Source organism: Jatrophihabitans sp. (assembly GCF_046262535.1).
Classification (GTDB): Bacteria; Actinomycetota; Actinomycetes; order Mycobacteriales; family Jatrophihabitantaceae; genus Jatrophihabitans.
Genome location: NZ_JBHEMO010000063.1, coordinates 1 through 21,695 on the forward strand (window position 1 = coordinate 1; position 21,695 = coordinate 21,695).

Here is a 21,695-nt window from a genome sequence, read left to right on the forward strand (position 1 = left end):
GCAGCGCCGACGGATCCCGGGGCGCCCACTTCGAGCACACCGTCGCGATCACCGACCGTGGCCCTCGCGTCCTGACCGGGCTGTGACGACGGGGAAGGCTGACGATCTCCGTCAGTTGACATAATGTACATTATCGGCGAACTTAATTGACCGGGTGTAGCGGCTGGCCGTGACAGACCGACACTCACTCACGACAGCGGCAGGAATTACGGAGTGACCTCGCCGAGAACGGTCAGATCGAGGAATTCCGGTGGCGCGTCGAACATCTCGGCCATCGTCGCTCGCGCCTTCTCCAGCCCTTCGTCGCGGCGCGGATCGTTCTCGCGGGCACGGGCCTGTTCCTCACTCTCGAACAGGACCAGCAGCATCACCCGGAGTGGATCGGACTGGTCGACGAACGCGGTCGAGCGCAACCAGCCCGAATCCGGTTGCTCGACGGCTCGCAACTGCTCGAGCAGCTTAGGAACGTCGGCTTCGCGGCCGTCTTTGAGCCGCGTCGTGATCAATTGCGCCCACATGTGAGGTCTCCGTCCGTCGAGGTTGGCGAAATCCTGCCCGAATCAGGTCGATGGGGCGACATAAGACGCGAGGTGCTCGGCCGGTCACGGTTGTCCGAACTCGAGGTTGCGGGGCGGACCTCGGCGCCGAAGTCGCGGCCGTTGTCGTCCCAATATGCGCCGATCAGCAGCGCGACCTGGCGCAGCACAGCGTCTGCGTCATCGACGTGCAAAGCCGCACGAGCGGCGACCATCAGGCCGTTGATCATCGGGACCAGGCGATCGAGTTGCGGCGCGTGATGCTCAGTCGAGTGACGCTCGGCCGCTTTGGCTCCCGCCGCGACCTGGGCCTGTTGGACAATCCCCCAGCGTTGATCAACTTTGGGCGCGGGTCGCCCTGGTCGCCCTCGTCGGATCGATCCAGCGCAGCCACTTGTCTGTCGAGTGCAGGTACACCTGGCCGGCCATCGATGGCGTCTTCTGCCGTTATGACAGCGAGTTGGCGAAGCACCCGACGTCGGGTCTGCGCCTCGACCCGGGTCACCGGGCTCACCCCATCGTCACCGGCAGCCGCCCATTGCTCCAAGAGGTAGCCGCCGTTGCCGGTCGCGGCGATCTCGTCGCGCTTGAGGTCGGTGCGCACCGACTGATCACCGCCAGGACCCCACCAGTGGGTTTGGACGACGTCGCCGTCCCGATATGCGGCATATTTCTTTGCCTGGCAGACGAAGTGCGATGATCCGGGCGTGACCGGCGATCTGCACCGGCAGCCCATGCCCCCGCCTCAGCGCTACGCGGCCATCGGTGCCGTCGCCGCCGGCGTGCTCGGAGGTATCGCCGGTCTGATCATCGGACTGCATGTCCACGCAGCGACAGCCTGGGCCGCAACCCTGGAACTCGGCATCCCGGCCGCCCTGATCGGCCTCGTCGTCGGCCTGCTGGTCGGCTTGGGCGTGTCGGCCGGCCGCAGGCGGAAGAGCCGCCAGGTCGGCTGACGCACGTTATGTCAGGTCAGCTCACGGATCCGGACCAGATTGCCCGCCGGATCGCGGAACGCGCAGTCGCGCATTCCGTACGGCTGTTCGGTCGGCTCCTGCACGACTTCGGCGTCGCTCGCCTGCACACGCTCGAAGACCCCGTCGAGGTCCTTGGTGGCGAGCAGGATCCAGCCGTAGGTCCCCTTGGCCATCATCTCGGTGATGGTGCGCCGCTCGTCCTCGGTGATACCGGGATCGATCGCCGGCGGGGCGAGCAGGATCGACGTGTTGGGCTGGTCCGACGGTCCAACCGTGATCCAGCGCATGCTGCCTTGCCCGACGTCGGCGCGAACCTCGAAGCCGATGGTGTCGCGCCAGAACGCTAGTGAAGCCTCCGGGTCGTCGTGTGGAAGGGCGGCGGTGTGAATCGTGAGGTTCATGCGGTCACGCTAACTGCGGCTCGGGCGCCGCTGCTTCTCGATTCCTGACGGGTTTCGTCACCTGCTTGGCCACGCATGGCGGCATGCCCGCCGTCACCCCCCCGACCTGGCGTTTGTAGGTGCTGGGCGGCACTCCGACGAGTTCGGTGAAACGCGTGCTGAACGTGCCGAGCGACGAGCAGCCGACGGCGAAACACACCTCGGTGACGCTCAGGTCCCCCCGCCGGAGCAAGGCCATCGCGCGCTCGATCCGCCTGGTCATCAGATAGCCGTAGGGCGACTCCCCGTAGGCCAGGCGGAACTGACGACTGAGATGGCCCGCCGACATGTTCGCGCCACGAGCCAGGGCCTCCACGTCCAGCGGTTGCGCGTACTCCCGGTCCATCCGATCGCGAACCCGACGCAGCTGCGCCAGGTCGCGCAGTCGCTGCACCTCGGCCGCTCTGCTGGTCACTCGAGCGATCGTGCCACAACCGAACGACATCGCCCAGATTCACCAGAACAGTTTGCAAATGATTGTTTGCGAACTATTCTGCCCTCATGGCCCGACGCACACTCGAGATGGACGCCTCGACGGTCAAGGCGCTCGCCCACCCGATGCGCGTTCAGATCCTGCGCATCCTGCGCCTGCGCAAGAAGGCCAGCGTCACCTCGCTGGCCACCGAACTGGGCGAGACCACGGGCGCGACCAGCTACCACTTGCGCCAGCTCGCGCGGCACGGCTTCGTCGAGGAATTCGACGACTCGGCGCCGCCCGAGAAGCGCTCGGGCCGGCGCCAGCGCTGGTGGCGGATGGCCGTCGACGAACTGCACACCACCGGCTTCGGGTTCATGGACGACGCCGACACCCGGGAGGCGTTCACCTTCCTGTTGCGCGAGGATCTCGACGATCGCGGGCGTCGACTGGGTAACTGGTTTGCCACCGCCCGGGAGTGGCCCGAGGAATGGCAGCGCGCTTCGAGTGACATGAGCGGCAACCTCGAACTCGACCCGATCCAGACGCGGGCGCTCGCCGACGAGTTGGCCGCGGTGGTCGCTCGCTACCGAGATGTCGAGCCGGGGCCGGACACGCGCATCGTCGACGTCCAGTTCGCGGTCTTCCCCACCGACACCGACGCCCGGCCGTGACCGGCGAGAACGACGCGCTCGGCGGCACGTTCTGGCGGATGTACCTCGCCACCGCCAGTTCCGACCTCGCCGACGGCATCGGGCGCACCGCCCTGCCCTTGGCGGCGGCAGCCTTCACGCGTGATCCCGTGACGATCTCCGGGCTGACGTCGTTCACGTTCCTGCCCTGGCTGCTGTTCGCGCTGCCCAGTGGCGCCCTCATCGACCGGGTTGACCGGCGCAAGGCCATGGCGGCGGCCAACGCCGTCCGCGCGCTCGCCGTCGGGGCGCTGACCATCGTCGTCCTCGCCGACGAGGGGTCGGTGGCGGTGCTCTACGCCGTGGCGTTCCTGCTCGGCGCCGCGGAGACGGTGTACGACAGCGCGGTCCGCGCGCTGCTGCCGCAAGTGGTGGGTGCGCACCAGCTCGATCGCGCCAACAGTCTGATCACCGTCGAGGAAGAGCTCGGTCAGACGTTCGTCGGCGCTCCCCTGGGCTCGGTTCTGTTCGCCGTGGCGGTCAGCCTGCCGTTCCTGCTCAACGCCGCCGGGTTCCTGCTCGCCGTGGTCCTGATCCTGACCGTGCGCGGCCACTATCGGCCCGCGCGCGCGGCCGAGGTCACCACGATCCGGACCGACATCGGCGAGGGGGTGCGCTGGCTGCGCCGGCATGCTCTCCTGCGCGGCCTCACCCTGATCTCGGCCGGTACCGCGTTCGCCAACACGATCGCCTCGGGCGTCCTCGTCCTCTACGTGCTCGAGGTGCTGCGGCTGCCGGCCGGCGACTTCGGGCTCTTCCTGCTGGTGGGTGGCGCGGGTGCCCTGGCCGGCAGCATCGCCACTCCCCCGCTCGCCCGCCGGGTCGGCCGGGCGGTGATGTTGACCGCCGGCTCGCTCGTCGCAGCGACGGCCATCGGCCTGATGGCCGTCACCCGCAACGGTTACATCGCTGCCGCGCTGTTCGCCGTGGCGGCGGGCGGGGTCATGGTGTGGAACGTTCTCACCATGTCGTTGCGGCAGGCGCTCATCCCATCCGCGCTGTTCGGCCGGGTCCAAGGCGCGTACCGGACGTTGGTCTGGGGCGGCATCCCGCTCGGGTCGTTGACCGGCGGGCTGCTGGCCGGCGGGCTCGGCATCCGCTGGGCCTTCCTCATCGCCGGCGCGATCATGCTGGTGCTTGCCGTCCTGCTCGGACGCCTGCTGCGCAAGCACCCGGACGAGCTCGCCGATCACCGGCCTTCGGAGCTCGCCGCCGTCAGGTGAGGTGCCTCAGAGCCCGGCCCCCCGAGCGGGATCGTCCAGCTCAATCGGGTGCCACCGCCGTCGCCGGGCTCGAGGGTCATCGAGCCCTGCCGACCCTCGGCCCGGGCGCGGAGATTGGCCAGCCCGCTGCGCCGCCGCCCGGTGCCGATCCCGCGGCCGTTGTCGGTGACCTCGAGCGTGAGTGTGGATGACTCGACCGCGAGCGTCACCTGCACCTTGCTCGCGTGTGCATGGCGGGCGACGTTGGTGAGCGCCTCGCGCAACACCGCGATGCAGTCGTCGCTGACCTCGTCGTCGATGCCGAACTCGACCGGGCCGCGGACCTCGAGGTCGGCTGCGAAGCCGAGGACCGGTTCCATCTCGACGACGAGGTCCGATACCTTCGCCGCGACCGATCGCGGCGCGGGCAGCACCGGGCCGCGCAGGCGGTAGATGGTGGATCGGATCTGTTCGATCGTCTCGTCCAGGTCGTCGACACCGGACAACAAGTGATCGGCGACCTCACCGTCGAGTTGACTGGCGACGCTCTGCACCGTCAGCCCGATCGCGAACAGCCGCTGGATGACGTGGTCGTGCAAGTCGCGGGCGATGCGGTCGCGGTCGTCGAGCAGCTTGAGCCGTTCCCGGTCGGCGCGCCCCTTCGCCAGGTCCAGGGCGACACTCAGCTGCTCAGCCAGCATCGTCGCGGCCTCGATCTCGGCGCGGGTGAACGGCCGGCCCGTGGGGCGGGGGAAGAGCGCCAGCAGGTGCTGCTCGAGCGCCTGCCCCGCGAGCGACATCAACCGGGCCGTCCGCACGTCCACTCGCCGGCCGTCCAGGTAGGACTCCACCGGACCCAATGCCTCGACCACTTCGTGGGAGTCATCCGGGCACCGGCGCACGACGGCGACGACTTCGGCCGCCGTCATCTCGCGGATTCGCTGGACGAGCAGCCGCAACGGTTGCTGGTGCTCCCCGGCCAGCACCGCCCGGGTCAGATGGGTGGACTCGGCCAGCCATTTCTTCTGCCAGCCGAAGTCCTGGGTCAGCCGGGTCCGCCGCAAGATCGCCGCCGCCGCGCCGGCGACCAACTCGGCGATCGACTCCTCGCCGGAGCCGAAGGATCGTCCTTCGGGTGGCCGTCCGACGAAGAGGCCGCCGACGATCCGCCCTTCGTAGACGATGGGCACGGCCAGGACCGACCCGAGCACCGATTGGCCGGCGAGCAGATCGGCGTCCCGGCCGTCCCGGCCCGGCGCCCGAACCACGTCGCCCCGGCCGAGGACGGCGGCCAGGACGCGCTCGTTGACGGCAAAGTCGCCCAGGGCTGAACCGGCCGCGGCATCGGCACCGTCGGAGCTGAAGAAGTCGAGCGCGTCGTTGTCGTTCAGCACCGCGATCAACGAGTACGGGCTCTGCAGGATCGCATCGCTGGTGGACGCGATGCGCCCCAACGACTCCGGGAGCGGCTCCGGCGTGCTCGACATCAACGGCCGGAGCAGGTTGCGCCACTCGGCGAAAATGTCGACAGCGGCGCCGGCCGGCGTCACCCGAGAAGTCATTCCCGCTCCCTGATCAGGGCTTATTCCGAAAGGGTCGGGACCCTGAGCTCTTGATCCGTGCCGGCACAGCCGCTATAGCCGCGCTTGTCGGAAAATAACACCACACGAACCGCTTCGGCGCGCGCTGAAGGCACCGATCGGCCTGCGGTACCTAGGTCAGCCGACACCCAGCAAGATCCGGGGATGCCGTGCGGGCGAGAGCCACCGCAGCACTCGCACGAGCTGGTCTTGGGGTATCGCGACGCAGCCCTCGGTCGGTTTGCCGACCTCGACATGCAGGAAGAACGCACTTCCGGCGCCCGGTCGCACGCCGCCCGGAGCGTTGCGCGTGTTGTAGTCGATCACGACGGCGTACCGGTAGAACGGCATCGTGGAGTACAGCGGCTCGTTCGGCGGGCCGGTGGTGAACGGGCAGGCGGCTGCGCAGCGCTGTCGGGTGTTGTAGAGGCGGCCGGCCTCGCTGATCCACCAGTCGTCCGGAGTCGTGTGGACGTACGGGAGCGACGTGCCCGGGTTGGCGTCGTGGCCGAAGGCCTGCGTGATCGTGTAGCTGCCCGACGGCGTGCGGGTCGTCTGTTCGCTCGCGTGGCCGATGCCGTCGGCGCCGATGAAGGCGGCGACGGCCGGGCCGACGCGACGCCATCCACCGGTTACCCGGCTCCAGGCCTGCACCGTGGCCGTTGTGCTCGTGGCCGACGAAGCCGTCACGGTGATGACCTGGTCCGCGGCGCCGGTCGGGAAGTGCAGGGGCAGCGCGGTGGCTGCCGGCCGCGCCGCGATGTGAGGCTCGGCCGTTCTCGTCACGGGTGCCGACGTAGTCGGCGAAGGGGTGGTTCGCGCGGCGCTCGGGAGCCGCGGCGTCGGGGTGGAGCTGGGTGCGCTCGAGCCGGCGGCCGTGCTCGGCGCCGACGCCGTACTGCGTTGGCCGGCGGTCCCACTGCCGGCGCAACCAGTCAGCGCGACGGCCACCGCGGCCAGCGCGCCAACGACCGACCGGCGGGGCGTTTCGGGCACGGTCCCAGGGTGTCACGCCCGGAAACGGGCGTGGTCCGGCACCGCGCAATTCCGTAGCGCCCTGCCGTCGGAATCGATTCCCGCGTGGTGGAACGCTGTCCTCATGAGCGATCCCAAGGCCGACCTCGTCCGCTATCTCAACCGCGCCCGCGACGCGTTGCTCTGGAAACTCGACGGGCTCAGCGAATACGACGTCCGCCGGCCGATGACTCCGACCGGCACCAACCTGCTCGGTCTCGTCAAGCACGTGGCCAGCGTCGAGCTCGGCTACTTCGGCGAAACATTCGGTCGTCCGTTCCCCGAGTCCCTGCCCTGGCTGGACGACGGGGCGGAACCGAACGCGGACATGTGGGCCGCCCCGGGCGAGTCCCGGGAGTACATCGTCGGTTTGTACCGGCGCGCGGCGGAGCACTCAGCCGTGACGATCGAGGCTCTTCCCCTCGACGCGGCCGGCCGCGTCCCGTGGTGGCCGGCCGAACACGCCGAAGTCACCCTGCACCGGGTGCTCGTCCACATGGTCGACGAGACGGCGCGCCATGCCGGGCACGCGGACATCATCCGCGAACTCATCGACGGGTCGGTGGGGCTGACGAAGGACCGGGCCAACGCTGCGCCCGGCGATGCCGAGGAGCGCGAAACGTACCGCGCGCGGCTCGAGGCCGCCGCGCGGGCTGCCGAGCAGTAGGGCCTCCGGCCGGCGGCTCAGCCGACGCCGATCAGGATGCGCGGATGCGCGCTCGGCGTCAGCCACCGCATCAGGCTGACCAACTTGCTCTGCGAGATTGCCACGCATCCGGCGGTCGGGTTGCCGTCGGTGACGTGCAGGAAGAACGCGGACCCGTGGGGGTACGCGGCCGCACCGGACGGCGTGTTGATCACGACCGCGTAGTTGTAGAACGGCCGCTCGTAGTAGAGATGTTCGTTGGGGTCGCCGCGGGTGAACGGACAACCGGACCAGCAGTGCTGATGGGTGTTGTAGAGCGCTCCCGGCTCGCTGATCCACCAGTCCGCCGAGTTCGTGCGGAAGTAGTGCAACGACGTGCCCGGGTTGGCGTAGTAGCCGAAGCCCTGGGCGAGTGTGAAGCTGCCGATCGGCGTCGCGCTGCGGAACTCGCTCGGCGAGCTGCTCAAACCGTCGGACCCGACATGCGCGGTGACCGCGCTGCCGTAGCGCAACCATCCGCCGCCCGTGGCCTTCGTCCACGCCTGCAAGGTGGCGACCGTGCTCTGCGTCGAACGCGCCGTCACCGTGATCACCCGGGTGGCGGTGCCGGCGCTGTAGCGCAGGGGTAGCGCTTGGCCGCGCGGCGCGACCGGCTGCGCCCTCGGGGCCAACGCACTGCTCGTCGGGGCCGCGCGGCGCGGCGTACGAGGCGCCGGTACGCCGGCCGGCGAGGACGAGCTGTGCGCCGCCGGCCGGGCCGACGTCGCAGCGGGGAAAATCGCGGCGACTGTCGAAGAGCGGGCCCTGCTCGGTGCCGGTCCGGTCGACGGGGACGGGACGGTGGACCCGAGGGCCGCCGAGGTCATCGGCTGGGTGACCGGTCGCGAGGCGCTGCCGGTCGGCAACGCGGAAGGAGTTCGGTCGGCCACCCGTGCCGGATCGGCCGAGCTCATCCCGAAGGCGACGACGGCGCAGCCGGCCACGGCCAGCGACGCGGCCGCGGCTCCGACCAGGCGACCTACGGACATGGGGTCAGTGTGCCAGGTGTGACTGCTGTGAAAAAGGGGTCAAGCGCGGCGGAGCGGCCACCGACCGTCATTCGGCCCCCACCGCCTCGACGAGATTTCCGGCCGGATCGGCGACGATCGCGTTGAACTCGCCACGCCGGTAGAGCGGCCAGCGTCGGGGCGCAGTGAACGTCCTTCCACCCGCCGCGACGGCAGCATGATGGAAGGTCTCGACCTGGACTTGAGAGTGAGCCGTAAAGCGCACGTGGAGCCCAGTTGTCCCGGTTGAACCGGCGACGAGCCAGAGCACGCCGGTGCCGTCCGGATCTCCCCAGGCGACCGCCTCGACCTCCGCGCCGTCCTCCTCCTCGTCGACGAGCTCACTGACCCTCACCAGCCCGAGAGCGCCGAGTGCCGCGTCGTAGAACTCCAGCGCGGCGGCGAAGTCGGACGACGTCACGGTGACGGAGTCGAGCGGGCTCACCCGCTCACGATCTCACTGCTCGAATAAGCAGAAGGGGTGGCCCACGGGATCCAGGAGCACCCGGACGTCGTCCTGCGGCTGGAAGTCGGCGAGGGTGGCGCCGGCCCGGGTCGCGTGCTCGCTGGCCGCCGCGAGGTCGTCGACCTGCAGATCGAGGTGCAACTGCATCTGCTGATGAGTCGTGTCCGACGGCCAGCTGGGGCGCACGAACTGCGGCTCGAGCTGGATCGCCAGGCCGGTCTGGCCGGGCGCCGGCTCGAACCGCGCCCAGTCGGACTCCTCGCTGGTGGCGGGCCAGCCGAGCAACCGCTTGTAGAACGCGGCCAGCTCGGGCACGTCGGGGGCGTCCAGAACGACACTGCGGAACCGGATCTCAGGCATGGCGACGTTCCTACCCACGCAGCCGGTCGGCGAACGCCCGCGCCGCCGCGCCGGGATCCTCGGCATCGGTGATGGCGCGAACCACGACGGCCCGCTTGGCCCCGTGGGCCAGCACCTCGCCCAATCGCGACTCGGTCTCGATCCCGCCGATGGCAAACCACGGACGGTCGTCGGCGTGGGCGGCCGCGTGATCGATGAGCGCCAGGCCCGCGGCCGGGCGGCCCGGCTTGGTCGGCGTCGTCCAGGTCGGCCCGCAGCAGTAGTAGGCCACACCGGGTTCTTCGCGCGCCGCATCAGCCTGCGCCGGTGTGCGGGTCGACCGCCCGATGAGGACGTCCGGCCCGACGATCTCGCGGGCCACGTCGGTCGGCAGGTCGTCCTGACCGAGGTGCAGCATCGGTGCGCCGACCGCGCGCGCGACGTCAGCGCGGTCGTTCACCGCCCAGATCGCCGAGTGGCGTTGGGCGGCGGCGGCGAAGACCTCGAGGAGCCGGATCTCCTCCCGCGCTTCGAGCCCCTTCTCGCGCAGTTGGACGACGTCGACCCCGTTGCCCAGCACGGCGTCGAGGAACTGTTCGAGATCACCCTGGCGCGACCGGGAGTCGACGCACAGGTACAGCCGGGCGTCGGCGAGATCGCGCATGCCCGGAAGCGTAGGGTGGGCGCAGCACGGGAGTCCGCCGCGGGGCGGGCTGAGAGGGCCACCTGGCCGACCGTTGAACCTGATCCGGGTAATGCCGGCGCAAGGGAGCGAATCGCATGTCGGCCAGCGACGTCGTCGTACTGGGCGCCGGTGCCATCGGCACCGCCGTCGCCTGGCGCTGTGCGCAGCGCGGCCTGTCCGTCACCGTGATCGACCCCGCGCCGAGGAACGGTGCCTGGCGGACCGCGGCCGGCATGCTCGCTCCGATCACCGAACTGCACTACACCGAGACGCCGTTGCTTCGGCTCGGGATCGACTCGCTCGCCCGCTATCCCGCCTTCGCCGCCGAGGTCGGCGAGGAGTCCGGAGCGCCGGTCGGCCTCCTGGCCTCGGGGGCCGTGATGGCGGCATGGGACGGCGCCGACCTGGCGGCGTTGCGCGACCTGCACGCGTTCGCCCGCCGCCTGGGAGTGGACGCCGAGCTGCTGAGTGGGCGGGAGCTCCGCGCGTTGGAGCCCGCCCTGGCCGCCGGGCTCCCCGGCGCGATGTACGCACCCGGCGACCAGCAGGTCGACCCGCGGCTCCTTCACCGCGCGCTCGTCACGGCGGCCGGGCGGGGCGGCGTCGTCTTCGTCGAGTCCAGCGGCTCCGTACTCATCGATGGCGACCGGGTGCGGGGCGTGCGGCTGGCCGACGGCACTCGGATCGAGAGTCCCCACGTTGTGGTCGCGGCCGGGTGCTGGTCGCACGCGGTCGCGGGGTTGCCGGCGTCGGTCCGCCCGCCGGTCCGACCGGTGAAGGGCCAGACCCTGCGCCTGCGGCTTCCCGGGCGGCCCCGTCTGACGCGGATCGTCCGCGGCTGGGTCAAAGGCGTGCCGATCTACCTGGTCCCCCGTGCCGACGGCGCCATCATCGCCGGTGCCTCGGTCGAGGAGAGGGGGTTCGACGAGCAGCCGCGGGCCGGCGCGGTGTACGAGTTGCTGCGCGACGCCCAATCCCTGGTTCCCGAGCTCGGCGAGGCGGTGCTCGAGGAGATCAGCACGGGGCTGCGACCGGGGTCGCCCGACAACGCCCCGGTCATCGGGCCTACAGCCGTCGACGGGTTGATCCACGCCACCGGCCATCACCGCAACGGCATTCTGCTCGCGCCGATCACAGCCGACGGCGTTGCCACACTCGTCGCCGACGGTGCGCTGCCCGACGAGCTGGCCGCGTTCACCATGGACCGCTTCGCGGCGGTGGCCTGATGCAGATCGAGCTCAACGGGCAGCCGCGCGAGATCGCCGAAGGGCTGACCGTCGACGCGTTGATCCTGTCGGTCACCGGGTCGACGCGTGGGAGCGCGGCGGTCGTCGACGGTGAGGTCGTTCCGCGCAGCGCGTGGCCGCACACGGCACTGCGCGACGGTCAGGCCGTCGAGTTGATCACCGCTGTGCAAGGAGGATGACATGAACGAGGAGCCACTCACGATCGCCGGGGTGACGCTGTCGTCACGGCTGATCTTGGGGACCGGCGGGGCGCCCAGCCTGCACGTCATCGACGAGACGCTGGTCGCGTCCGGCACCGCCATGTGCACCGTCGCCATGCGCCGGGTCGACGCCGCCACCAGCGGCTCAATCCTCGAGGTCATCGACCGCCGCGGCGTCCGGGTGCTGCCGAACACGGCCGGGTGCCGCACTGCGCGCGAGGCCGTGCAGACCGCCCAGCTCGCGCGGGAGGCGCTCGAGACCGACTGGGTCAAGCTCGAGGTCGTGGCCGACGAGCGCACCCTGCTGCCCGACCCGATCGAACTGCTGGAGGCGGCGCTTACTCTTGTCGCCCAGGGCTTTCAGGTCCTCCCGTACACCAACGACGACCCCGTCCTGGCCCGCCGCCTCCAGCAGGCCGGATGCGTCGCGGTCATGCCGCTCGGGTCGCCCATCGGCACCGGCTTGGGGATCAGCAACCCGCACAACATCGAGCTGATCGTCAGCGAGGCCACCGTCCCGGTGATCCTCGACGCCGGCATCGGCACGGCGTCCGACGCGGCACTGGCCATGGAACTCGGCTGCGGCGGTGTCCTGCTCGCCTCCGCCGTCACTCGCGCGCAGGACCCCGTCGCGATGGCCCGGGCGATGGCGCTCGCCGTCGAGGCTGGCCGGCTCGCGCGCGTCGCCGGCCGGATCCCGAAACGGTTCCACGCCCAAGCCTCCTCGCCGACCGAAGGGATGGCCGTCCTGTGACCACCACGATCGAGCACGCCGAGGCGCCGCTCACCCTCGACCAGCCGGCCCCACGGGCGCTGCGGCTGATCGACCAGCTCGGCATGTGGGGCAACCTCGGCGTGAGTCTGCTCGGCTTCACCGGCGCCATCTACGTGCTCTACCCGCTGGGCACCACCGCGCTGTCCCTCGCGGCGGCGTTCACCGCCCTCGTGCTCGGCACGCTGCTGGGATCAGCGGCCATCTCGGTCGCCGGGGCGATCGGGACCGAGACCGGAGCGCCCTCGATGGTGCTGCTGCGGGGGTTGTTCGGCGCCCGGGTGTCCTGGCTGCCGACGGTCCTCAACGTCGTGCAGTTGCTCGGCTGGACGAGCTTCGAGCTGGTGACGATCAGCACGGCGTTGCACCAGATCAGCGACGGCGTGCCGCGGTGGGTCTACGTCCTCGCCGGCGGCGTGGTGACGACCGGGCTCGCGCTGTACCCACTGAGCTGGATCCGGTTGCTGCGCCGGTACGTGACGGTCGCGGTGGTGATCGCGCTCGGCTACCTCGCCGTCCAGCTGCTGCGCAATCCATTGCCGTCGTGGGGCCACGGGTCGTGGTCCGGGTTCTGGATCGCGGTCGACACCGTGATCGGCGTCGGGGTCTCGTGGGTGCCGGTCGCCGCCGACTACACGCGCCACTCGAAGTCCGTCCGGGACACTGTCGCCGGCACGTTCGTCGGCTACTCGGTGACCCAGATCGCGTGTTACGCCATCGGGCTGATCACGCTGGTGACCGTCGCGAAGGGTGACGCCAATCAGATCTTCGGCTCGTTCATGGCCATTCCGGTCGGGACGCTCGCCTTCGCCGTCCTCGCCATCCGAGAGGTGGACCAGTCGTTCGTGGACACCTACTCGACGGCGGTCTCCGTGCAGAACCTCCGCCCGCGGTGGGACCGACGCGTGCTGGCGACGGTGATCGGCGTCCTGGCGACCGTTTTCGCGCTCGTCCTGAACGTCAACGACTACGCGAACTTCCTGCTGCTGATCGGCTCGGTGTTCGTGCCGCTGCTGGGCGTACTCGCCGTCGACTACTACGTCGTGTCCCGCCGGGAGTGGGACCTGAGCGAGACATCGCCGGCACGGTCGACGATGCTCGCGCCCTGGTTGTTGGGCTTCATCGCCTACCAGCTGATCAACGCCGGCTACGTCGGGTGGTGGTCGCGCGGCTGGACCCGCATCGACAGCTGGCTGCACTTCACCCCCACCACATGGATGAGCGCCTCCCTCGTCTCGTTCGCCGTGTCGGCGGTCGCTACCGTGCCGGTAGGGCTCCTGCGCAGAGGGGGGCGAGCCCGCCGACGAGAGGAACACCAGTGCTGATCCACCCCGAGGTCGCCGAGGCGCTGGCCGCCCGCCGGCCCGTCGTCGCGCTCGAGAGCACGATCATCAGCCACGGCCTGCCGCGGCCGGACAACCTGCGGATCGCGCGCGAGATCGAGGGCGCGGTGCGGGCCGGCGGCGCCGTCCCGGCCACCATCGCCGTGGTGGACGGACAGCCGCGCGTCGGCCTGGACGACGCCGCCCTCGAGCGCATCGCCCTGGACCCGGCCGTCGTGAAGGTCAGCGTCCGCGACCTCGCCGCCATCGGCGGCTACGGCGGCGTCGGGGCGACCACAGTGGCCTCCACCGCGCACATCGCCGCCCGCAGCGGCATCCGCATCTTCGCGACCGGCGGCATCGGTGGCGTGCACCGCGACGCGCGAGACACCTGGGACGAGTCGTCGGATCTGACGACGCTGTCCCGCACGCCGGTACTCGTGGTCTGTGCCGGCGTGAAGTCCATCCTCGACGTCGGAGCGACCCTGGAACGGCTGGAGTCTCTCAACGTCGGGGTGCTCGGTTACCGCACCGACCGCTTCCCCGGGTTCTACCTGCGCGATTCCGGGCACCCCCTGTTCTGGGTCGCGCCGACGCCACAATTCGTGGCGAACGTGCTGCGTGCGCAGGAGGCGCTGGGCACCGCCTTCTACGGACTCGTGCTGGCCAACCCCATCGATCCGAGTGCCGAGCTCGACCGCGACCTGCACGACCACACCTTGCAGGCAGGCCTCGCCGCGGCCTCCGCCTCCGGGGTTCGCGGGAAGGACGTCACGCCGTTCCTGCTCGACTTCTTCCACCGCGAGACGCATGGCGCCTCGCTGGCGGCCAACGTCGCGCTGGTGCGGTCCAACGCGTACCTGGCGGCCGAGGTGGCAACGGCGTACTCGGCCGGATGATCCGGCTGGTCTGCGTCGGCGACCTCATGGTCGATGTCCTGGCGCAGCTGCCCGGTCCACTGGCGCCCGGCTCCGACACACCGGCCACCGTCACGATCCTCGGTGGCGGCGCCGCGGCCAACGTCGCGGCGTGGGCGGCCCACACGGGTGCCGCGGCAGCGTTCGTCGGCCGGGTCGGGGACGATGCGCTGGGCCGCCGCGCGGTCGCCGAGCTCATGGCGGCCGGCGTCGAGGCGCGGGTCGACCTGGACCCGGACCGTCCCACCGGCACCTGCATCGTCCTCGTCGATCCGAGCGGGGAACGGACGATGGTCCCGTCGGTCGGGGCCAATGCCGCACCCGGGGGCTACCCGCTGCCCGACTCCGCCGACTGGCTCTACCTGTCCGGCTACGCGCTGCTGTCCGAGCCGTCGCGAGAGGCGGCGCTTGGCGCGCTCACGACCGCACGCGAGCTCGGCTGGTCGATCGCCGTGGACGCGGCGTCGGCGGCTCCGCTGCGCGGCGTGGGCGCCGAAACCTTTCTCGGCTGGCTCGGGACCGGCGTGCTCCTGTTCGCCAATGCCGACGAGGCGCTCGTCCTGACCGGGATCGACGAACCGGCCGGATCGGCGGCCGCGCTGGCCGCGCGCACGGGGCAGACGATCGTGAAGCTGGGTGCCGGCGGAGCGCTGTGGTCGGACGGTTCCGCCGTGCGGTCCATGCCGGCCGTGCCCACCGACGTCCTCGACTCGACCGGCGCCGGCGACGCCTTCGCGGCGGGGTACCTCTGCGGGAGCGGGGACGTCGCCGCCCGCCTCGGCAGCGCGGTGGAACTGGGCGCGGTCGCCGTCGGTCAGCTCGGCGCGCGCCCGGTCAACCCGAGTAGATGAGATGGCTGCCGGTGAACGCGATATGCATACCAGACCCGTCCACCTGCAATGACCGCACCCGGATCTTGAACGGGATCCCCTGCAACGGAACGGCCAGGTCGAACACCGAGTTGAGCGCCGACGTGACCTGATCCCCCAGCTCGCCGGCGCCGTTGATCGCGGTGGCGGTGAACGACAGCGCACCATCGACCAGCGCCGGGCGCGTCGTGACCGACGCCTGCACCGTGTCTCCGAGCACGGTCACCTTCTTCGTGGCCTTGATCCGGCCGCCGCCTGCGTAAGCGACATCCATCCCCAGCGTCCGGCCCAACTCGGCGAAGCTGACGCTCGCGGTGGCGTTCGCTGTCTGTGCGCTCACCCGGGAGAAGTCGCGGGCCACCGTCACCTTGTGCAGCACGACCTTGATCCGGGAGATGTCGAGCAGGTGAACCCTCTCCCCCACGGGCACGTCGCGCGCTGTGACGGTCACCTGGTCGAAGTCGCCGGCCGCGAGCTGCGTCAGGAAGGGAAACCCACTGACCTGGACGGCGGGACGGTCGCTGAGCTTCTGCGAGGACTGGATCGTGTTGCCGGCGGTGCGCTCCGCTAGGTAGAGGCCGATGCGGTCGGCGGCAACGAGCAGGACGACGAACACGGTCACCGCCACCACGAACCTGCGCGCCCCGCGTCCACCCATCCATCGATCAAAACATGTCGTAGGCAGCGGGCAGACTCCGCACTCATGACGGTCGCAGCCCTGCTTCTCGAGCGGATGGCCCGGCAGGGGCTGGCCGACCGCCCCTGCCGTTCGGCCGCCGAGGCCGCGCGATTGACGACGGCGCTGCAGGCGCAGGACAACCCGGCGTCCCGGCTCGGTGTCCGGGCGCGATCGGCCTCGTTGACCGAGGGCGACGTGCTGGGGGCCATCGAGGACGAGCGCACGATCGTGCGCACCTGGCTGATGCGCGGGACGATCCACCTGGTCGACGCGCGCGACCTGCGGTGGTTGGTCCGCCTCATCGGACCGGCTATCGCCCGCAAGTACCGCACCCGGTGGCGGCAGATCGGTTTGACCGACGACGTGCTCGACCGCTCCGTGCAGCTCCTGCCCGAGCTACTGGCCGGCGGTCCTCTGAACCGGCACGAGATCCGGGCCGGGCTCACGGCCCACGGCGTCGCCCTCGACAGCCCGGACCCGCAAGCCCATACACACGCCATCGTGCATGCCGGCACGACCGGGCTGATCTGTCGCGGCCCCGATCGCGGCCGGCACTCGACCTTCGTACTGACAGACGAGTGGCTGCCCGGCGCGCCGACCGGACCGAGCGGCGACGAAGCGCTCGCCGAACTCGCCCGCCGCTACTTCGCCGCGTTCTCGCCGGCGACGGCAGCCGACTTCGGTACCTGGTCCGGACTGCCGTCAGCTCGCGCCGTCGCCCTCATCCGCGATGAGCTGACCGACTCCGACGTCGACGGCCGGCCCGGCTTCCGACTCGGCGAGGTCGCCCCGGCGCGCGGGCTGCGCCTGCTGCCCGCCTTCGACAACTACGTCATCGGCTACCGCGACCGCACGGCGATCCTGCACCCCGATCGGCACCCGGCTGTCTACCAGGGCGGCATGATCCGCCCGGTCGCCGTGCTCGACGGCCAGGGCATCGGCACCTGGGCGCTCGACCGGGCGAAGGGGCGGATCGTCCTCACGCCGTTCCAGCGGCTCTCCGCCCCGGTGCGGCGCCGGGTCGAGGCCGAGGCGACCGACGTCGGGCGCTTCCTGGATCGCGAGCTCGAACTCCACGTCGCCGAGGCGGCGGAACCGTGACGGCCCGTGCGGGCGGCTGAACGTCATTCGCCGACGGCCAGGGTCGACGCCAGAGGTACACCGGGCCGGTACGCCAGGTGGGTATGGCTCGGCGCCTCGAGCACCGCCAGGTCGGCGCGAGCGCCTGGGGTGATACGGCCGACGTCCGTGCGCTGCAGCGCCCGCGCCCCTCCCGCGGTTGCGGCCCACACTGCCTCGGCCGCCGTCATTCGCATCTCGCGCACCGCCAGGGCGATGACGAACGGCATCGACGACGTGTAACTGGTCCCCGGGTTGCAGTCGGTGGCCAGGGCGACCGTCACCCCCGCGTCGAGCAGCCGGCGGGCATCGGGGTACGGCGCTCGGGTGGAGAACTCGGCTCCGGGCAACAGAGTGGCTACCGTGTCCCCGGCGGACAGCGCGGCGACGTCGGCGTCGGTCAGGTACGTGCAGTGGTCGACGCTCGCGGCGCCCAGCTCGACGGCGAGCCGGACGCCCGGCCCGGCGGAGAGCTGATTGCCGTGCACACGCAGCAGCAGACCGTGCGCCCGGCCCGCCTCGAGCACCGCGCGAGCCTCGTCCCCGTCGAAGGCGTGCGGGCTGGCCGGCTCGCAGAAGACGTCGATCCACCGCGCGTGCGGTGCGCAGGCGTCGAGCATCTCGCCGGTGACGAGGGCCAGGTAGTCGCCACGGTCGACTTCCGGCGGCACGACGTGCGCGCCGAGGTAGGTGGTCTCGCCGGTCACTTCGGCGGCGAGCCGCAGCAGGCGCGCCTCGTCGTCACGCCGCAGGCCGTAGCCGCTCTTGATCTCGACGCTGGTGGTGCCCTGGGCGCGCAGCTCGGCGATCCGTCGGCCCAGCAGGGCGCGCAGCTGGTCCTCCGACGCGCCGCGGGTCGCGGCGACCGTCGACGCGATTCCGCCGCCGTCGTAGGGCGCCCCGGCCATCCGGGCGGCGAATTCGCTGCCCCGGTCACCGGCGAACACGAGGTGGGTGTGCGAGTCGACGAAGCCGGGCAGGACGGCGCGGCCGCCGAGGTCGCGCTCCGTGTCAGCCGCCGGAGCGTCGACGGCGCGGCCGACCCAGGCGATGCGGCCGTTGTCGACGACGACGGCCGCGTGCTCGACGATACCGAGGGCGGTGCCGTCGTGCTCGGGTTCGTTGGTGACGAGTTCCCCGATGCCCGTCAGCGCGATCGCCATGCATCCTCGATGGCAGTGGCGAGCAGAGCGCCGACGTCGCCGAGCACATGCTGCCCGTCCTGCACGACGATCCGGCCGTCGACGAGGACGGTGTCGACATCCGGCGCGCCGGCGGCGTAGATCACCTGGTCGGGTCCGGAGCCGGCCGTACGGACGGAGTCCAGCCGTACGGCGACGAGATCGGCCCGCCGGCCCGCCACGAGTTGACCGGCATCGGGCCACCCGATGCTGTCGTGGGCGGTGAGCATGCCGAGCAGCTCGGCCGGGAGGAACCGGCCGCGCTGCTGGGACTGCAGCCGTTCGTGCAGCTCGACGCCGCGGGCCTCCTCGAACAGGTCCATGACCGCGTGTTGGTCCGACCCCAGCGAGATGGGGACGGCCGCGTCGAAGAACTGGCGGGCCGGCCCGATGCCGTCGGCGAGATCGCGTTCGGTCGTCGGGCACAGGCAGACCGTGGCCGCCCGCTCCGCGAGGGACTGCACGTCCGCTGCCGTGACGTGTGTGGCGTGCACGGCGGTGGTCGCCGGCCCCAGAACGCCGGCGTCCTCGAGCAGCGCGGTCGGCGACATGCCGTAATGCTCCAGGCAGGCCTCGTTCTCCGCCACCTGCTCGGACACGTGGACGTGCAGCGGCGCGCCGTCCGCCGCAGCGGCCGCGCCGACGGTGGGGAGGGCGTCGCGCGGTACGGCGCGGACGGAGTGGATCGCGACGCCCAGGCAGGTGTTGGCGTCGCCCCGGCGTGCGGTCGCCCGCTCGGCCCAGGCCGACACCGTTGCGTCGGAGAAGCGGAGCTGCCGGGCGTCGGGCGGGAGGTGGCCGTTCGCGTCGAGTCCACCGGCGAGGTAGCAGGTGTCGAACAGGGTGAGCCGGATGCCGGCCTCCGCGGCGGCCGCGCGCAGGGCGTCGCCCATCGCGTTGGGGTCGGCGTAGGGCCGGCCACCCGGCGCGTGGTGCAGGTAGTGGAACTCCCCGACGGCGGTCGCGCCGGCCAGCGCCATCTCGGCGTAGGTGGCCCGGGCCAGGGCGAGGTAGCGGTCCGGGTCGAGGCCGGCGGCCAGCGCATACATCCGCTCGCGCCATGTCCAGAAGGTGCCCCCCTCGTCGTGGGTGCGGCCGCGCAGCGCCCGGTGGAACGCGTGACTGTGGCAGTTCGCGAACCCGGGCAGGACGATGCCGGGCAGTCGCCGCACGCCGGTCGCCTCGGAATTCGGGATGACTGCAGTGAAGCGGCCGTCCGCGACGTCGAACCGCACGTTGTCGGCGAGGCCGTCGGGCAGCAGCGCGAGCTCGGCGAAGTAGCTCGTCACCCGGCCAGCTCCCGGATCACCGTGGCCAGGGCCGCGACGCCGGCCAGGCAGTCGTCGCGCTCGGCGTATTCGGCCGGTGAGTGCGAGATCCCGGTCGGGTTCCGCACGAAGAGCATGGCGGCCGGGATGCCGCCCGCGGCCAGGATGCCGGCGTCATGGCCGGCGCCGGTGTCGAGGATCGGCGCGTCGTCGAGCAGCCGGGCCAGCCGGCCGGGGTCGGGGAAGGTCGTCGCGTCGCTCCAGGACTCCTCGCTCAGCCGGCCGCCGTTGGCGCTCGCCACCTCGGCCACGTCGGCGACGACCGCGCGGACCTGTTCGGCGGTCGCGGCGCGGGCGTCCAGCCAGACGGTGGCGTGGGACGCGATGGCGTTCACGCCGTTCGGTTCGACGCGCAGCTTGCCGCAGGTGGCGACAGCGCCGTGTCGCTCCGCGGCGGCCCGGGCGGCCAGCACGACGGCCGCCGCCGCCACCATCGCGTCGCGCCGGTCGGTCAACCCGGTGGTGCCGGCGTGGTTGGCCTCGCCGGCCAGGTCGATGCGCCACCGGCCGTGCGGCCGGATTGCGCTCGCCACCCCTATCGCGTGCTGTTGGTCGACGAGATTGCGACCCTGCTCCACATGCAGTTCGACGAAGCCGGCGATGCGTCGCAGGGTCTCGTCGTCGCGGCCGAGGGCGGCCGAATCGTGACCGGCGGCGCCCATCGCGGTGCCGAGCGCGGTGCCGTCGGCGTCGGTCAGCGACCGCGCCCGATCGGCGTCGAGGGCGCCGGTCATGATCCGCGACCCGGCGCAGGCGACGCCGAACCGGGCGCCTTCTTCGTCGCCGATGTTGACGACGCCGATCGGGCGCGCCGGCGCAAACCCGTCGGCGCGCAGGGCATCGAGGGCGGCGAAGGCCGAGACCACACCGAGCGGCCCGTCGAAGGCGCCGCCCTCGGGCACCGAGTCCAAGTGCGATCCGACGGCGATCCCGGCGGTGTCGTCCGGATCGCCCTGCCACGCCCACTGGTTCCCGGCGCGGTCGAGGGTCAGGCTCAGCCCGCGAGCCGCGGCCTCACCGGCGAACCACTCGCGCAACGTCGCGTCCTCGGCCGTCCAGGCGAAGCGGCGGTAGCCGCCGGTGCCGGGATGCCGGCCGATCGGCTCGAGGGCCGACCACAGCGAGTCGAAGCCGGTCTCGCTCACGCGCTCACTCCGTTCGGGCGTGCGGAGACGCCATACCGCCGGTTCGCTCCGCAAGCGTCGCTCACGCCTCGGCCATCGGTACGCGCACTCCGCGCTCGGCCGCGACCTCCTCGGCGCGGTCGTAGCCGGCGTCCACGTGCCGGATGACCCCCATGCCGGGGTCGTTGGTGAGCACCCGCTCGATCTTCTGGCCGGCCAGAACGGTGCCGTCGGCGACGCACACCTGCCCGGCGTGGATCGAGCGCCCCATGCCGACGCCGCCGCCGTGGTGGATCGACACCCACGACGCTCCACTGGCCACGTTCACCATCGCGTTGAGCAGCGGCCAGTCGGCGATCGCGTCCGAGCCGTCGGCCATCGCCTCGGTCTCGCGGTACGGAGAGGCGACCGAGCCGCAGTCGAGGTGGTCGCGACCGATGACGACCGGGGCGCTGATCTCGCCGCTCGCGACGAGGTCGTTGAAGGCGACTCCGGCCTTGTCGCGCTCGCCGTAGCCGAGCCAGCAGATGCGCGCGGGCAGCCCCTGAAAGTGAACCTTGTCCTGGGCCAGCTTGATCCAGCGGGCGAGCGACTCGTGCTCGGGGAAGAGATCGAGCACGGCCTGGTCGGTGCGGGCGATGTCTTTCGGGTTCCCGGAGAGCGCCGCCCACCGGAACGGTCCTTTGCCCTCGCAGAACAGGGGCCGGATGTAGGCGGGGACGAATCCCGGGAAGTCGAAGGCCCGGCTCAGGCCGGCCGTCTTGGCCTCGCCGCGGATGGAGTTGCCGTAGTCGAAGACCTCCGCGCCCTTGTCCATGAACTTGACCATGGCCTCGACGTGGCGGGCCATCGAGGCCTGGGCGCGGCCGGTGAACTCCTCCGGCTTGCGCTGCGCGTAG

27 protein-coding genes, 1 pseudogene and 1 riboswitch are annotated in these 21,695 nt (G+C 71.3%); of the genes and pseudogenes, 12 read left to right on the forward strand and 16 right to left on the reverse strand.

All coding sequences use genetic code 11. The features are described from left to right. A pseudogene (locus tag ABR571_RS09290) lies at positions 1–86 on the forward strand (type I methionyl aminopeptidase); the annotation flags it as partial. A gap of 120 nt (positions 87–206) precedes the next feature. Here the strand turns inward: ABR571_RS09290 and ABR571_RS09295 are convergent. Genes ABR571_RS09295 through ABR571_RS09305 form a run of 3 tightly spaced genes read right to left on the reverse strand, consistent with a single transcriptional unit; the run spans position 207 to position 1,140 of the window. Continuing rightward, positions 207–518, reverse strand: coding sequence for a hypothetical protein (locus tag ABR571_RS09295; protein WP_409452910.1), 312 nt, complete (start codon positions 516–518; stop codon positions 207–209). Further along, the gene (locus tag ABR571_RS09300) at positions 503–766 is read right to left on the reverse strand and encodes a hypothetical protein (RefSeq protein ID WP_409452911.1); all 264 of its coding nucleotides are present in this window, start codon (positions 764–766) and stop codon (positions 503–505) included. The genes ABR571_RS09295 and ABR571_RS09300 overlap by 16 nt, the downstream gene beginning before the upstream one ends. After that, positions 763–1,140, reverse strand: coding sequence for a hypothetical protein (locus ABR571_RS09305; protein WP_409452912.1), 378 nt, complete (start codon positions 1,138–1,140; stop codon positions 763–765). The genes ABR571_RS09300 and ABR571_RS09305 overlap by 4 nt, the downstream gene beginning before the upstream one ends. Positions 1,141–1,243: 103 nt before the next feature. Here ABR571_RS09305 and ABR571_RS09310 point away from each other — a divergent pair, with 103 nt between their 5' ends. Beyond that, entirely contained in the window at positions 1,244–1,492 is a 249-nt protein-coding gene (locus ABR571_RS09310) for a hypothetical protein (RefSeq protein WP_409452913.1), read from the forward strand. Between the two features lie 11 nt (positions 1,493–1,503). Here ABR571_RS09310 and ABR571_RS09315 read toward each other — a convergent pair whose 3' ends face one another. After that, a complete protein-coding gene (locus tag ABR571_RS09315) occupies positions 1,504–1,914 on the reverse strand; it encodes a VOC family protein (protein ID WP_409452914.1) in 411 nt (136 codons plus the stop codon). 4 nt (positions 1,915–1,918) lie between these two features. Then, on the reverse strand, positions 1,919–2,398 hold the full coding sequence (locus ABR571_RS09320; RefSeq protein ID WP_409452915.1) for a helix-turn-helix transcriptional regulator: 480 nt from the start codon (positions 2,396–2,398) through the stop codon (positions 1,919–1,921). Between the two features lie 56 nt (positions 2,399–2,454). On the opposite strand from ABR571_RS09320, the gene ABR571_RS09325 reads away from it, so the two are divergent. Together ABR571_RS09325 and ABR571_RS09330 are read left to right on the forward strand one after the other, a co-directional pair. Continuing rightward, positions 2,455–3,042, forward strand: a complete 588-nt coding sequence (locus tag ABR571_RS09325) for an ArsR/SmtB family transcription factor (RefSeq protein WP_409452916.1) — start codon at positions 2,455–2,457, stop codon at positions 3,040–3,042. Beyond that, the gene (locus tag ABR571_RS09330; RefSeq protein ID WP_409452917.1) at positions 3,039–4,283 is read left to right on the forward strand and encodes an MFS transporter; all 1,245 of its coding nucleotides are present in this window, start codon (positions 3,039–3,041) and stop codon (positions 4,281–4,283) included. The genes ABR571_RS09325 and ABR571_RS09330 overlap by 4 nt, the downstream gene beginning before the upstream one ends. Here ABR571_RS09330 and ABR571_RS09335 read toward each other — a convergent pair. Then, positions 4,250–5,824 carry a GAF domain-containing sensor histidine kinase gene (locus ABR571_RS09335; RefSeq protein WP_409452918.1) on the reverse strand — a complete coding sequence of 525 codons (1,575 nt, stop codon included), beginning with the start codon at positions 5,822–5,824 and terminating at the stop codon, positions 4,250–4,252. The genes ABR571_RS09330 and ABR571_RS09335 overlap by 34 nt on opposite strands. Positions 5,825–5,980: 156 nt before the next feature. Then, a complete protein-coding gene (locus ABR571_RS09340) occupies positions 5,981–6,838 on the reverse strand; it encodes a L,D-transpeptidase family protein (RefSeq protein WP_409452919.1) in 858 nt (285 codons plus the stop codon). A 103-nt stretch (positions 6,839–6,941) separates the two neighbouring features. Between ABR571_RS09340 and ABR571_RS09345 the strand changes: the two genes are divergently transcribed. Beyond that, positions 6,942–7,523: a DinB family protein gene (locus ABR571_RS09345; RefSeq protein WP_409452920.1), complete on the forward strand. Its 582-nt coding sequence runs from the start codon at positions 6,942–6,944 to the stop codon at positions 7,521–7,523. A 17-nt stretch (positions 7,524–7,540) separates the two neighbouring features. On the opposite strand, the gene ABR571_RS09350 is transcribed toward ABR571_RS09345, so the two are convergent. The 4 genes from ABR571_RS09350 to thiE form a co-directional block, all read right to left on the reverse strand. After that, positions 7,541–8,530, reverse strand: a complete 990-nt coding sequence (locus ABR571_RS09350) for a hypothetical protein (RefSeq protein ID WP_409452921.1) — start codon at positions 8,528–8,530, stop codon at positions 7,541–7,543. A gap of 67 nt (positions 8,531–8,597) precedes the next feature. Further along, complete coding sequence (locus tag ABR571_RS09355) at positions 8,598–8,993, reverse strand: VOC family protein (RefSeq protein WP_409452922.1); 396 nt, start codon at positions 8,991–8,993, stop codon at positions 8,598–8,600. 12 nt (positions 8,994–9,005) lie between these two features. Then, the gene (locus ABR571_RS09360) at positions 9,006–9,374 is read right to left on the reverse strand and encodes a VOC family protein (protein ID WP_409452923.1); all 369 of its coding nucleotides are present in this window, start codon (positions 9,372–9,374) and stop codon (positions 9,006–9,008) included. A 10-nt stretch (positions 9,375–9,384) separates the two neighbouring features. Continuing rightward, positions 9,385–10,017: a thiamine phosphate synthase gene (thiE, locus tag ABR571_RS09365; protein ID WP_409452924.1), complete on the reverse strand. Its 633-nt coding sequence runs from the start codon at positions 10,015–10,017 to the stop codon at positions 9,385–9,387. Between the two features lie 24 nt (positions 10,018–10,041). Beyond that, positions 10,042–10,126, forward strand: a riboswitch (TPP riboswitch). A gap of 7 nt (positions 10,127–10,133) precedes the next feature. On the opposite strand from thiE, the gene thiO reads away from it, so the two are divergent. Genes thiO through ABR571_RS09395 form a run of 6 tightly spaced genes read left to right on the forward strand, consistent with a single transcriptional unit; the run spans position 10,134 to position 15,347 of the window. Beyond that, complete coding sequence (gene thiO, locus ABR571_RS09370; RefSeq protein ID WP_409452925.1) at positions 10,134–11,264, forward strand: glycine oxidase ThiO; 1,131 nt, start codon at positions 10,134–10,136, stop codon at positions 11,262–11,264. Continuing rightward, on the forward strand, positions 11,264–11,464 hold the full coding sequence (gene thiS / locus ABR571_RS09375) for a sulfur carrier protein ThiS (protein ID WP_409452926.1): 201 nt from the start codon (positions 11,264–11,266) through the stop codon (positions 11,462–11,464). The genes thiO and thiS overlap by 1 nt, the downstream gene beginning before the upstream one ends. A 1-nt stretch (position 11,465) precedes the next feature. Continuing rightward, complete coding sequence (locus ABR571_RS09380; protein ID WP_409452927.1) at positions 11,466–12,239, forward strand: thiazole synthase; 774 nt, start codon at positions 11,466–11,468, stop codon at positions 12,237–12,239. After that, complete coding sequence (locus ABR571_RS09385; protein WP_409452928.1) at positions 12,236–13,582, forward strand: purine-cytosine permease family protein; 1,347 nt, start codon at positions 12,236–12,238, stop codon at positions 13,580–13,582. Before ABR571_RS09380 ends, ABR571_RS09385 begins: the two co-directional genes overlap by 4 nt. Further along, positions 13,576–14,478 carry a pseudouridine-5'-phosphate glycosidase gene (locus ABR571_RS09390; RefSeq protein WP_409452929.1) on the forward strand — a complete coding sequence of 301 codons (903 nt, stop codon included), beginning with the start codon at positions 13,576–13,578 and terminating at the stop codon, positions 14,476–14,478. Before ABR571_RS09385 ends, ABR571_RS09390 begins: the two co-directional genes overlap by 7 nt. Beyond that, positions 14,475–15,347, forward strand: a complete 873-nt coding sequence (locus tag ABR571_RS09395; protein WP_409452930.1) for a carbohydrate kinase family protein — start codon at positions 14,475–14,477, stop codon at positions 15,345–15,347. The genes ABR571_RS09390 and ABR571_RS09395 overlap by 4 nt, the downstream gene beginning before the upstream one ends. On the opposite strand, the gene ABR571_RS09400 is transcribed toward ABR571_RS09395, so the two are convergent. Beyond that, positions 15,331–16,023 (reverse strand): DUF2993 domain-containing protein, encoded by a 693-nt coding sequence (locus tag ABR571_RS09400; RefSeq protein WP_409452931.1) that lies wholly within the window; start codon positions 16,021–16,023, stop codon positions 15,331–15,333. The genes ABR571_RS09395 and ABR571_RS09400 overlap by 17 nt on opposite strands. Before the next feature lie 45 nt (positions 16,024–16,068). Here ABR571_RS09400 and ABR571_RS09405 point away from each other — a divergent pair, with 45 nt between their 5' ends. Further along, positions 16,069–17,145, forward strand: coding sequence for a winged helix DNA-binding domain-containing protein (locus tag ABR571_RS09405; RefSeq protein WP_409452932.1), 1,077 nt, complete (start codon positions 16,069–16,071; stop codon positions 17,143–17,145). A gap of 23 nt (positions 17,146–17,168) precedes the next feature. On the opposite strand, the gene hutI is transcribed toward ABR571_RS09405, so the two are convergent. The 4 genes from hutI to hutU form a co-directional block, all read right to left on the reverse strand. Continuing rightward, the gene (gene hutI, locus ABR571_RS09410; RefSeq protein WP_409452933.1) at positions 17,169–18,326 is read right to left on the reverse strand and encodes an imidazolonepropionase; all 1,158 of its coding nucleotides are present in this window, start codon (positions 18,324–18,326) and stop codon (positions 17,169–17,171) included. Further along, positions 18,311–19,633, reverse strand: a complete 1,323-nt coding sequence (locus tag ABR571_RS09415) for a formimidoylglutamate deiminase (protein WP_409452934.1) — start codon at positions 19,631–19,633, stop codon at positions 18,311–18,313. The genes hutI and ABR571_RS09415 overlap by 16 nt, the downstream gene beginning before the upstream one ends. Further along, positions 19,630–20,817, reverse strand: coding sequence for an allantoate amidohydrolase (locus tag ABR571_RS09420; protein ID WP_409452935.1), 1,188 nt, complete (start codon positions 20,815–20,817; stop codon positions 19,630–19,632). Before ABR571_RS09420 ends, ABR571_RS09415 begins: the two co-directional genes overlap by 4 nt. A gap of 61 nt (positions 20,818–20,878) precedes the next feature. Further along, the coding region (hutU, locus tag ABR571_RS09425; protein WP_409452936.1) for a urocanate hydratase at positions 20,879–21,695 on the reverse strand (817 nt) is incomplete at its 5' end.